Annotated in this window: 7 protein-coding genes and 3 tRNA genes; 6 read left to right on the top strand and 4 right to left on the bottom strand. The window is 71.2% G+C overall.

The genetic code is table 11. The features are described 5' to 3' along the window. Positions 1–964, top strand: a 964-nt coding sequence (locus N5I75_RS26690; RefSeq protein ID WP_476681407.1) for an ABC transporter permease, incomplete at its 5' end; no start/stop codon positions are given. Positions 965–1,012: 48 nt separating this feature from the next. Here N5I75_RS26690 and N5I75_RS26685 read toward each other — a convergent pair. From N5I75_RS26685 to N5I75_RS26670, 4 genes are all read right to left on the bottom strand, one after another. Next, positions 1,013–1,086 (bottom strand) — tRNA-Phe (locus N5I75_RS26685). A gap of 23 nt (positions 1,087–1,109) precedes the next feature. After that, positions 1,110–1,184: transfer RNA gene (locus N5I75_RS26680), tRNA-Asp, on the bottom strand. A 37-nt stretch (positions 1,185–1,221) separates the two neighbouring features. Beyond that, a tRNA-Glu gene (locus N5I75_RS26675) sits at positions 1,222–1,294 on the bottom strand. Positions 1,295–1,374: 80 nt separating this feature from the next. Further along, positions 1,375–2,958: a metallophosphoesterase family protein gene (locus N5I75_RS26670; RefSeq protein WP_476681405.1), complete on the bottom strand. Its 1,584-nt coding sequence runs from the start codon at positions 2,956–2,958 to the stop codon at positions 1,375–1,377. A 59-nt stretch (positions 2,959–3,017) separates the two neighbouring features. Between N5I75_RS26670 and N5I75_RS26665 the strand changes: the two genes are divergently transcribed. From N5I75_RS26665 to N5I75_RS26645, 5 genes are all read left to right on the top strand, one after another. Further along, the gene (locus N5I75_RS26665; protein ID WP_476681403.1) at positions 3,018–3,368 is read left to right on the top strand and encodes a metallopeptidase family protein; all 351 of its coding nucleotides are present in this window, start codon (positions 3,018–3,020) and stop codon (positions 3,366–3,368) included. A gap of 167 nt (positions 3,369–3,535) precedes the next feature. Beyond that, the gene (locus tag N5I75_RS26660) at positions 3,536–4,075 is read left to right on the top strand and encodes a hypothetical protein (protein ID WP_476681401.1); all 540 of its coding nucleotides are present in this window, start codon (positions 3,536–3,538) and stop codon (positions 4,073–4,075) included. Positions 4,076–4,315: 240 nt separating this feature from the next. Continuing rightward, positions 4,316–6,532: a DEAD/DEAH box helicase gene (locus tag N5I75_RS26655; RefSeq protein ID WP_476681399.1), complete on the top strand. Its 2,217-nt coding sequence runs from the start codon at positions 4,316–4,318 to the stop codon at positions 6,530–6,532. A 223-nt stretch (positions 6,533–6,755) separates the two neighbouring features. Further along, positions 6,756–8,837, top strand: a complete 2,082-nt coding sequence (locus N5I75_RS26650; protein WP_476681397.1) for an FG-GAP repeat domain-containing protein — start codon at positions 6,756–6,758, stop codon at positions 8,835–8,837. Beyond that, a complete protein-coding gene (locus N5I75_RS26645) occupies positions 8,837–11,989 on the top strand; it encodes an FG-GAP-like repeat-containing protein (RefSeq protein WP_476681395.1) in 3,153 nt (1,050 codons plus the stop codon). Before N5I75_RS26650 ends, N5I75_RS26645 begins: the two co-directional genes overlap by 1 nt. Positions 11,990–11,994 lie beyond the last annotated feature (5 nt).

The following is an 11,994-nucleotide window of genomic DNA, read 5'->3' as shown; positions in this document are numbered from 1 at the left end:
CGTCGTCATCCTGGCCGCGGCGGCGGCGCTGTTCGCGGCCTCGTACACGTACTCCATGGCCAATCCGACGCCGCACGACATTCCGACGGCGGTCACCGGGGAGCCGGACGCGCGCGGCAAGACCTTCGTCGGCGCGATGGAGAAGGCGCTCGACGCGCAGCTCGACCTGAAGCGCTACGCCACCCGGGCGGAGGCCCTCCGGGCGATCGAGGAGCAGCGGGTCTTCGCGATCCTCGACGTGCGCGACAAGGGGGCCCGCGTCGACCTGGACGTCTCCAGCGCGTCCGGGGTCTCGGTGGCCCAGGTGTTCCAGCAGGCGGGGCCGGTGGTCAGCCAGAAGACCGGCATCCCGGTGACCGTGAAGGACCTGAACCCGCTGCAGAAGGGCGATCCGCGCGGGCTCGCCATCTTCTACATCTCCCTCGCGGCCGTGATCATCGGCTTCGTCGGGGCGATCCAGCTGAGCGTCCACGCGCGCGGGCTCAACCCGGCCGAACGGATCGCCTTCACGATCGCCTACGCGCTGTTCGGCGGCTTCGCCGTGGCGGCGGTCGTGGACTGGGGGCTCGGCGCGCTGGATCTGCCGTTCGTCGAGTCCTGGCTGATCCTCGCGCTGACGATGTTCAGCTGCGGAATGGTCTTCACGATGTTCAACACGTTCTTCCACCGCTGGGCGATGATCCCGACCTGGGGGCTGCTCGTCCTGGTGGGCAACCCGGCGTCGGGTGGTGCGGTCGCGCCGCCGCTGCTGCCCACCGTGATCGGCCGTCTGGGGCAGTGGCTGCCGCCGGGGGCGTCGGTGAACGCGCAGCACACGGCCGTCTACTTCCAGGGCCACCAGCACGCCTTCCCGTTCCTGGTGCTCGCCGGGTGGGCGGTGGTGTCGAGCGGCCTGTTCTGGTTCTGGCGCCACAAGCACCCGGGCGGACGCGGGACGCAGCCGCTGCACGCGGCGCCCGTATGAGCCCGGAGAACGCGTTAGGCCCCGTCCGAGGACGGGGCCTAATTCCTGTGGCTGGGGCCGGGATCGAACCGGCGACCTATCGCTTTTCAGGCGATCGCTCGTACCAACTGAGCTACCCAGCCACGAAGTCCACGAGGAACTTCAGCGGTCCTGACGGGATTTGAACCCGCGGCCTCCACCTTGACAGGGTGGCGAGCACTCCAAACTGCTCCACAGGACCAAGCGTTGTGTGCAACAGTGTCGCACACGATCTTGCGTGCCCCCAACGGGATTCGAACCCGTGCTACCGCCTTGAAAGGGCGGCGTCCTAGGCCGCTAGACGATGAGGGCTATCGGCCCGCCTGGGCGCTTCGCAGCGCGTCGGGGACGTGAGAAGCATATGGGATGCGGGGAGCTATCGCCAAAACGGTTTACGGCGACTCCGGTGAGGCGGGAGCGGACGGGGTCGCCCCGGGCTGGTTCTCCTTCGGCAGATGGCGGCTGACCTCGGCCGTCGTCAGGCCCAGACCGCCGAGCCTGATCTCGTCCCAGGCCTGCAGCCGCTTGGTCGCGCTGTCCAGGTAGAGCACGGACGCCTCTACCGGGTCGGGGTGCTCGCCCTCGACCGCGCGCAGGCCGCTGCCGCCGGTCGAGCCCTCGGTGCGCAGCCGGGTGCCGAGCGGGAGCACCTCCATCCTCTGGTGGTGGATGTGCCCGGCCAGCGCCAGCGGCACGGCGCCGTCCGTCTCGCGGGCGGCAGCCGGTTCGTGCGCGAGGGCGATGTCGACCGGGGTGCCCGCGGCCCGCTGGTCCCGGACGGCCGAGGCGAGCCGGATGCCCGCCAGGCGCTCGGCCGCGTTGCCCAGCGCCTCGGCCGAGCGGTCGGGGGTGTACTGCGGGTCGCCGGTGCCCGCGATGCGCAGCCCCGCGACCGTGACGGCCCTGCCGTCGTCCAGCACGCGCACGTTCGGGAACCGCTTGCGGGACGACAGGTACTTCTGTGTCGTCTTCGAGTCGTGGTTGCCGCGGACCCACACGTAGGGCGCGCCCAGGTCCTTGATCGGGTCCAGGAAGGCGTTCTCGGCGGCCGAGCCGTGGTCCATGGTGTCGCCCGTGTCGATGATCACCGAGATCCGGTACTGCTCGACGAGCGAGCCGATGATCTTCCACGAGGCCGGGTTCAGATGGATGTCGGAGACGTGCAGGACACGGATCGTGGACGGGTCGGGCCGGTACGTGGGCAGCGTGGACGTCACGTCGTAGAGCTTGGTGACGTTGGTGACCAGGCGGGCCAACTCCCGCTGGTAGACGTCGAACTCGGTGACGATCGAGCGCGCGTTGCCGACCACCGAGGGCGCCGAGGAGAGCAGCCCGGAGAACCGGGGCTCCAGGACCGAGTTCGGGTTCCAGGTGGCGTACGCGGTGCCGCCGGACGCCGCGAGGAGGGTGAGGGCGAGCCCTCCGGCGGCGAGGGCGCGGCGCGGGCGCCGGTAGACGGCGAGGCCGAGCGCGGTGGCCCCGGAGACGACCGCCACGCAGGAGCGGACGGCCAGGTCGAGGGTGCCGTGCTCGACGTCGCGGGCCACCTCGTCCTGGAGCCCGGAGATCCGCTCGGGGTGGTCGACGAGGGCGCGGGAGCGGACCGGGTCGAGCCGGTCCACGTCGACGTCGAGGCGGATCGGGGCCGTGTGCGAGTCCAGCTCCAGGGCGCCCAGCGGCGACACGTTGATCTTCGTACCGCCGGACAGGGACGGGCGCAGCGTCATCCGGGTGTCCATCGGCCCGACGGGCGTACGGACGCTGCCGACGACCAGGAGGCCGAGCCAGGCGCCGAGCAGGACGACCGCGATCAGGCCGAGGGCACGCATGTACGGGTGGGGCGCGTGGTCCGCCGACAGGGTCACGGGCCTGTGGTGGCGGGAGCGGTGGCGGCGGAGGACGGCCGACGAGGCGGTGCGGACGCCCCGGATCCGGTGCAGGGCTCGGCGCATGGCGACAGCGGGCGGTCGGGCCATTGCTCCCGTATGCCCACGTGGACGGGTGGATATGCGAGGCCGTGCCCGACAATGGCCGTGTGCTGGAGATGACGCGCGAGGAGTTCGAGGAACTGGTGGCCGAGGCGCTCGACCGGATTCCGCCCGAGTTGACGCGGCTCATGGACAACGTCGCGGTGTTCGTCGAGGACGAACCGCCGTCCGACGATCCCGAGCTGCTCGGGCTCTACGAGGGGACGCCGCTCACCGACCGCGGCGAGTGGTACGCGGGTGTCCTGCCGGACCGGATCACGATCTACCGGGGGCCGACGCTGCGGATGTGCGACAACCGGGAGGACGTCGTCGCCGAGACGGAGATCACCGTGGTGCACGAGATCGCGCACCACTTCGGGATCGACGACGCGCGACTGCACGCGCTCGGGTACGGCTGAGACTTCCGGTACGGGGCAGGGGCAGGGGCAGGGGCAGGGGCGGGGGCCGGGGGCCGGGGGGCGCTTCTTTGTGCGGGCTTCGTGCGGTGCGTGCGCCGCGCGTGTCCTCTTGCGGGGCACGGGAGTTGGGACGGGTGTCCCCGTCACATGCCCGGAGGTGCTCGCCCGTGAGCCGGCTGCCCGTACCGCTTTGCGCCCTTCGCCTCGGCCGCCTGGCCGTGACCACGGTGGCCGTCGCCGCTGCCGCCGGATGCATGAGCGTCGCCGATGACGACGACGGCCGACCACCCGCGCCCTCGCACTCCGCGACCCACCGGGGCGAGGGCACCGCGCCCGACGGCGGCACGATGGTCACCGACGGCGTCGGCCCGGCCGGTGCGCGGGCCGGGGAGCGGCCCGCGAGCCCGGAGGGGTCCGCCACGGAGTCCGCGCCGGAGGGGGACGCCTCGCCCGCCGCCTCCGCGACGCGCGGCGGGGAGCGGACCCCGTCGGAGCAGGCGCCGCCCGTCCGGCACACCCCGTCCACGCGGCCGAGCACGCCGCGCGCCACGCCGTCGACGCCCACGCCGACGCCGACGCGGGAGACGCCGACCCCGACGCCCACGCCGTCCCAGACGACCGCGGAGCCGTCGTCGTCCGCGCACGAGCAGCGGGCGGCGCCGCAGCCGATGGGGGAGCCGGAGCCGCAGGCCGGGAGCGCGGCGTAGGACGGTGCGGCTGAGGCGGGTGTGACCCGAGTCTCAGCGGGGTGGTTTGCCTTCAGGGGGAGGGGGTGCGTATGGTGGTAGATCGTTTGATCCCATTTGCCCGGCGCCGCACAGGAGCGCCGCGTGGCGCGTACTCTCCCTTGCCGTGGCTGGACCGCATTGAGGCGGTCGATTTGCGAAACCGCAAGTACACGGAGTTGACGGGCGCGTGCCGAGACTCCGGAAGGTTTCGCATTTCGCATGTCCATTTCTGCTGACCAGAACACCATCGAGAACAACACGGTCGACACCGCCGCCGACGCCGAGCTCGTGGAGGCTGTCGACACCGCCGTCGCTGCCACCGAGACCGCTGACGCCGCCGGCGACACCGCCGTCGAGAACGACGAGCCCACCCTCACCTTCGCCGACCTCGGCCTGCCCGAGCCGGTCGTGCGCAAGCTCGCGCAGAACGGTGTGACCAGCCCCTTCCCGATCCAGGCGGCGACCATCCCGGACGCCCTGGCCGGCAAGGACATCCTCGGCCGCGGCCGCACCGGCTCCGGCAAGACGCTCTCCTTCGGCCTGCCGACGCTGGCCCGCCTCGCCGGCGGCCGCAGCGAGAAGCACAAGCCGCGCGCCGTCATCCTCACGCCGACGCGTGAGCTGGCCATGCAGGTCGCGGACGCGCTCCAGCCCTACGGCGACCAGGTCGGCCTGAAGATGAAGGTCGTCTGCGGCGGTACGTCGATGGGCAACCAGATCTACGCCCTGGAGCGCGGCGTCGACATCCTCGTCGCCACCCCGGGCCGCCTGCGCGACCTCATCAACCGCGGCGCCTGCGACCTGGGCAACATCGAGGTCGCCGTCCTCGACGAGGCCGACCAGATGTCCGACCTGGGCTTCCTGCCCGAGGTCACCGAGATCCTCGACCAGGTGCCGGCCGGCGGCCAGCGCATGCTCTTCTCCGCCACCATGGAGAACGAGATCAAGACGCTCGTCACCCGCTACCTGAACGACCCGGTCAGCCACGAGGTCGACAGCGCCCAGGGCAACGTCACGACGATGTCCCACCACATCCTCATCGTGAAGCCCAAGGACAAGGCGCCGGTCACCGCGGCCATCGCCTCCCGCAAGGGCCGCACGATCATCTTCGTCCGCACCCAGCTCGGTGCCGACCGCATCGCCGAGCAGCTCCGTGACGCGGGCGTGAAGGCCGACGCGCTGCACGGCGGCATGACGCAGGGCGCGCGCACCCGCACCCTCGCCGACTTCAAGGACGGCTACGTCAACGCGCTGGTCGCCACCGATGTCGCCGCCCGCGGCATCCACGTCGACGGCATCGACCTCGTCCTGAACGTGGACCCGGCCGGCGACCACAAGGACTACCTGCACCGCGCGGGCCGCACCGCGCGCGCCGGCCGCACCGGCACGGTCGTCTCGCTCTCCCTGCCGCACCAGCGCCGCCAGATCTTCCGCCTGATGGAGGACGCGGGCGTCGACGCCGGCCGCCACATCATCCAGGGCGGCGCCGCCTTCGACCCGGAGGTCGCGGAGATCACCGGTGCCCGGTCCATGACCGAGGTCGAGGCCGAGTCCGCGGGCAACGCCGCGCAGCAGGCCGAGCGTGAGGTCACCCAGCTGACCAAGCAGCTGGAGCGCGCCACCCGTCGCGCCGCCGAGCTGCGCGAGCAGGCCGACCGGCTCACCGCCCGCGCCGCCCGTGACCGCGGCGAGGACGAGGAGGGCGTGGCCGCGGCCGTCGCCGCCGCCGCGGAGGCCGCCGCCGCGCAGGTCGCCGAGGCCGTCGCCGCCGAGGTGCCGCAGCAGCCTTCGTCGTCGTCCTCGTACGAGCAGCCGCGTCAGCGTCGTGACGACCGGGGCAACTACGAGCGCCGCGACCGTCGTGACGACCGCGGTGCCCGGGGCGGCTTCGAGCGCCGTGACAACGACCGTGGCGGGTTCCGCCGCGACAACGACCGCCGTGACGACCGTGGCGGCCGTTCCTTCGAGCGCCGTGACGACAACCGCGGTGGCGGCTTCCGCCGCGACGACAACCGTGGTGGCGGCTTCCGCCGCGACAACGACCGTCGTGACGACCGTGGCGGGCGTTCCTTCGAGCGCCGTGACGACAACCGCGGTGGCGGCTTCCGCCGCGACGACCGCCCGGCGTCCGGTGGCCGCTCCTTCGAGCGCCGTGACAACGACCGTGGCGGCTTCAACCGCGACGACCGTCGTGACGACCGTGGCGGGCGTTCCTTCGAGCGCCGTGACGACAACCGTGGCGGCGGCTTCCGCCGCGACGACCGCCCGTCCGGCGGCCACCGCGGCAGCGACCGCCCCTTCAACCGCGACCGCCAGGGCGACCGCCCCTCGACGGGCCACCGCCCCTACGGCCGCCGCGACGACCACCGGGGCGCGGGCTCCGGCTCGTCCTTCGGCCGCCGTGACGAGAAGCCGCGCTGGAAGCGCAACGGCTGAGACCCACTGATCCACTGATCCACTGAGGCGGGTCCACCCCATCGCGGGGTGGGCCCGCTTTTGTCGTGTCCGCGCTGCTAGGCTCCGGGGGCCCGTGCAACGGGCACTCACTTTTTGCCGAGGGGCCCCACACCCTCCATGGCGCAACCTGGTTCAAGGTTCATGGTTCAAGGAGGGGCATTTGCCTCGTCGGGGTCTTTTGTCGGTGCCGTTGGCTGCGCTCATGGCGCTCGGCACCATGTCACTCACCTTCGCGGAGCCCGCACGGGCCGCCGATGCCGAAACGGTCATACCGACAGATGGTGTCTGGGGGCTCGATATCGCCGGCGGCTCCCTCAGTACCGTCGAGAAGGCGGCCAACGGGCTGCAGTACGTCAACAACCGCACGGTCTCGGCGGACGGAGCCACGGTCGGTGCCGTGTCGCGGCGCGGGTTCGCGGGGACATACGCGGGCGGGGACCATGCCGAGCGCGTTCCGTGTGACGCGGGCGGCTGCGTGCCGCTGCGGGCGACCGGTGACGGCAGCGTCGGCTACTTCACCGTCAGGAACGACGGCACCCAGTGGGCACAGATCTGGCTGAGTCCGAACACGTATCACTCCGCCGACGAACCCCCCGTCACCGGTGGCCGGTTCACCGATGCCAGCGGTCGCTTTTTCGCCTACTCCGCGGACTCGACCGGGAAGCAGTACGTCGACGCGACGCAGCCGTACCGGTTGGAGGACGTCCGGCTGACCCGCACCACGAGCGCCGCGTCCGTGTGGGGAACGCGGCTGTGGACGCCGGGGTCCGGGGCGGGCGTCGTGACCTCGTACGACCTGAAGACGAAGAAGACCGTCGCGACGGTGTCCACCGGGGCGCCGTGCACGGTCAAGGAGCTTCGGGTCACGGGACGTTGGCTGTACTGGAACTGCGGCCCCACCGGCGCGGCGGGCGTCTACGACCTCACCGCGAAGAAGAAGATCACCGTGCCGTCCGGGCCAGCGCTGGTCGGCGACGGCTACCTCGTCCAGCACGACAGGACCGCGGGCAAACTGAAGCTGACCGACTTCCACACCGGCACCGCGCAGGCAGCCCGGGTCGTCGCGGACCTGCCGGCTGGCAGCACCGCGGACCAGCGGCGGCTGACGTGGGCCGTGGACCGGTTCGGCGGCGACATCGCGTACCTGGGCCAGGACGACGCCGTCCACATCGTGCAAAGCGGTGTACCGGCGCAGGGCCTCGCGAAGATCGAGTCGGATCTCGACGGCGACATCCTGGATGTCAAGGGCAGCTACGGCGCGTCCACCACCTGGGACAGCACCTGGCAGTTCAACAAGACCGCCGCCTGGACGTTCACCGTCAAGGACAGCCTCGGCAAGGTGATCCGCACCCTGCGCGGCGAGGACGGTGCCTCGGCGCGGGTCGAGTGGGACGGCAGGACGGACGCGGGCACATACGCCTACAACGGCAGCTACTCCTGGGCCCTGACCGCGACCGCCGCCGACGGCCATGGCACCTCCACCACCACGGGCACCCTCTCCCTCACCGGCGGGCTCCAGGGCCACCACGATCTGGGCGGTTACCGCTTCGGTGAACTGGTCACCCTCAACTCCTCCGGCGGCCTGACGCTGCACTACACCGAAGGCAAGGGCACGTTCGACTGGAAGCAGTCCGGTTCCGGCTGGCCGGCCGGGACGCTCGCCGTGCCGTTCGGTGACATGGGCAGCGACCGCTGTGCCGAGCTGCTGGTACGCACACCGACCGGTGAGCTGCGCCGGTACACGGGCAAGTGCGGCAGTGGCGGCTACGTCCCGAACAGCAGTCACACCTCGCTGGGCACCGGCTGGAAGGCCTACAACGTGCTGACGGCCCCCGGTGACCTGACCGGCGACGGCCGCACGGACCTGCTCGCCCGCAAGGCCTCCACCGGTGACATCTACGTCTTCGCCAACGACGGTCACGGCAAGCTGCTGCCGGGCAAGAAGATCCGGTCGGGCTGGACGGCGACGCACATGGTCGGAGCAGGCGATCTGAACGGTGACGGGATCGGGGACGTCCTGGCCCGGACCAAGGACGGGACGCTGTACCGCTATGCGGGCAACGGCGACGGGACGCTGAAGGACCGGGTGACCGTGTTCAGCGACTGGGGGGCCTCGTACAACACGATCGTCGGCGTCGGCGACATCACCGGGGACGGCAAGAACGACCTGGTGGAGCGGGACGCGTCCGGCAATCTCTACCGCAACAACGGCAAGGGCAACGGATCGTTCACGGGCCGGACGAAGATCGCGACGGGCTGGAACGGCTACAAGGGGGTCTTCTGATGGGTGACGGGCAGAGATACAGACGCGTGCGGTGGGCCGCGACCACCGTGGTGGTGCTGGCCCTGGGCGCGGGCCTCGCGCCCGCTCCGGCGCTCGCCGCGCCGACCGCCGCGGACGGCCCGTCGGCGCGGCTGGACATCACGCCCAACTGGCGTGGGGTGCCGCGCGGGGAGTCGCTGGGCTCGTTCGGTGCGACGGGGTACGTGCACTCGACCGAGGACGCGGACCCGACCTTCTCAGAGGAATTCGTCTGGACCCGGTTCGACACCGGGGAGACGACGCCGCTCGGCTACGGCAACAACGAGGACGCCGCCTTCGGTGAGTTCGGCGCCGAGTCGGACTACGTGGCCCACCACTACCTCGGGTGGATCGACATCCGGAACATGGCGGACGGATCGACACACGAGTTGACCGTCCCGCACGAGGACTTCTTCGAGGGCATCATGGGCCCCTCGGTCCTGGTGCGTGACAACACGGCGGACGACTCCCGCACGGCGGAGGGCTGGTATCTCCTGCCTGCCGGCAACCCGGTGAGCGATGCCAAAGTCCCCGTCACGGGCTGGACCGACGGCACCGATCTCGGAAGTGTGCGACTGGTCGCGGGCGACGCCCGGGACGCGCTCGTGAAGTTCTCGACATCTGCTGACGGAGCGGAGTCGGGCAGTTTCGACCGGCTCGGTCTGATCGACCTGGAGACCGGCCGGCTGAGCAGCTTCGCAGCGAACACCACCTATGGCGCGTCCTTCGCCGTCGCGGGGGACGACATCGCCTGGCGGAGCAGTGACCGGAAGATCCACATCGCTTCGCGCAGCCACCCCGACGCGGCCGAGCGCATACTCACCGCCCCGGCCGATCTGGACCTCTCCAAGATCGGGCTCCTGGACGGCTGGGTGCTGGCCTTCACGGACACCGACGGCACGGACGCGCCACTGAAGCGCAGCCTGGTCGCCCTGGCGGACGCGGACGGACAGCGGCGCACCTTGCTGGAGAAGGCCGACAAGGAGGCCGTCCAGATCGCGGGCGGCGGAGTCGCGGTGGTGGGCGGCACCTCGTCCACCGACTGGCACCTGCAGAAGGTCACGCTCGACGCGGACGGTCTGCCGCGCCTGACGAAGCTGCGCCGCATCGAGCCGGTCGCGGCGGGCATCGATGCCCTCGCGCTGAGCGCGGGCACCCTCTCCACCGTGGAGAAGGAGGGCCCGCAGGGCGCCGGTTTCTACCACCGCACCCTCAGCCCCGCCGGGGTGCCCGCCTCCGCCTCGGACCCCATGTGGGCGGGGCGCGAGAGTGGACGGTCGTACGACTACACCGTCTGTGGTCAGAGCCTGTGCAAGCAGCTCTTCAACAGCGGCGACGGACGCAGCGTCTACCAAGTGCGCAACTACCAGTCGAGCCCCCAGGTCGAGATAGTCGGCCGGCGCGGCCCCGATCAGGCGGACCGGGCGCTGACCGGCGATTTCGACGGGCGCCTCGTGGACTCCTCGGGCCGTTACGCCGTCTACCAGAGCGGCCATCCGACCGTGGCCGGGCTGCTCGTGGAGGACGGGAAGACAATCGTCGTCGACCTGGACAGCGGCAAGGTCGTCGACCAGCGGGACCAGGTGGGCGCGACGGTCTGGGGCAGCACCCTCTACACCGGTACGGCGACAGCGGGAACGGTCGCCCTGAAGGATCTCCGCACCGGCCAGGACGCGGGCACCCTCGACACGGGCGCCCCCTGCGGCCCGGTCGAGCTGCAGAGCGCAGGACCGTGGCTCTACTGGACCTGCGAGCAGTTCCAGCAGCACGGTGTGGTGAACGTGCGGACAGGGGCGAAGATCGCTCTGCCCGCCGGCCGGGGCGGTCTGCTCGGGGACGGCTACTTCGTCAACCAGCGCTACACGGGCTCCGCTCTGCGTCTGACGGAGTTTCAGAGCGGGACGGCCACCACACGGGACCTGGGCATCCCCATGTCCGTCGACGGCAGTGGCACGCGCCACCGGACCTGGGCCGTGGACCGCTTCGGCGGCGGCATCGCCTACGTCGACCGCGAGAACATCGTCCACGTCGTCCCCAGTGGAGTGACTCCTTCGCCGCTGGCTCAGACCACGGCTGTCACCCCGGCGTCCTTCAAAGCGTCGGAATCGTGGAAGGCGTCCTGGAGTCTGTCCAGGCCCGCCGCCTCCTGGTCGCTCACGCTGAAGAACAAGGCGACCGGAGTGACGGTCCGTACGCTCACCGGTGGTGAGACGCGTGGCGTGATCACTGCCGCGTGGAACGGTACGACGGCCGCGGGCACGCTCGTCACCAACGGCGCGTACTCCTGGACATTGACCGCCGAACCCGCTGACGGAGTCGGCGCCGCCCTCACCTCGACCGGCACCGTGGCGGTCTCCGGAGCCGCCGGCCCCGCGTCGCGCGACATGGTCGGCCGGGACGGCCACGGTGACCTCCTCACCATGAACTCCTCCGGCGCCTTCACCTACCAGCACGGCACCGGCAGCGGCACCTTCTCCGGGAAGACCGCGGCGAGCGGCTGGCCGACAGCGACGGTCGCGGTGCCGTTCGGGGACGCGGACTCCGACGGCGACAACGAGACCCTGGTCAGAACCACCACCGGCGAGCTGCGCTCCTACCGCACCCAGGGCGGCGCCCTCAAGCCGACCACCCCGTACACCAAGATCGGCCCCGGCTGGAACAACTACGACAGCCTCGTCTCCCCCGGTGACCTCACGGGGGACGGCCTGCCGGATCTGCTCGCGCGCAGGATCTCGACCGGTGACCTGTACATGTACCCGGGCAGGACCGACGGAACGCTCGGGACCCGCAAGCTGATCGGGCCCGGATGGGGCGGCTACACGATCATCCCCGCCGGGGACGTGGACGGCGACGGTATCGGGGACGTCTTCGCGCGCCGCAAGGACGGGACGCTGTTCCGGTACGAGGGTGCGGGGGACGGTGCGTGGAAGCCGCGGGCCCAGATGTTCCAGAACTGGGGCAACTCGTACAACGTGATCGTGGGCGCCGGTGACCTCACGGGGGACTCGCGCGGTGACATCGTCGCCCGGGACACCTCCGGCAACCTCTACCGCTACGACGGCATCGCGGGCGGCTCCTTCAGCCCCCGGGTGAAGATCGCCAGTGGGTGGAACGTCTACAAGGGCGTCTTCTAGCCGCA

Source organism: Streptomyces sp. R818 (assembly GCF_056172735.1).
Note: the sequence above shows the minus strand (reverse complement) of the source record. Positions and strands in the feature narration are given on the sequence as shown.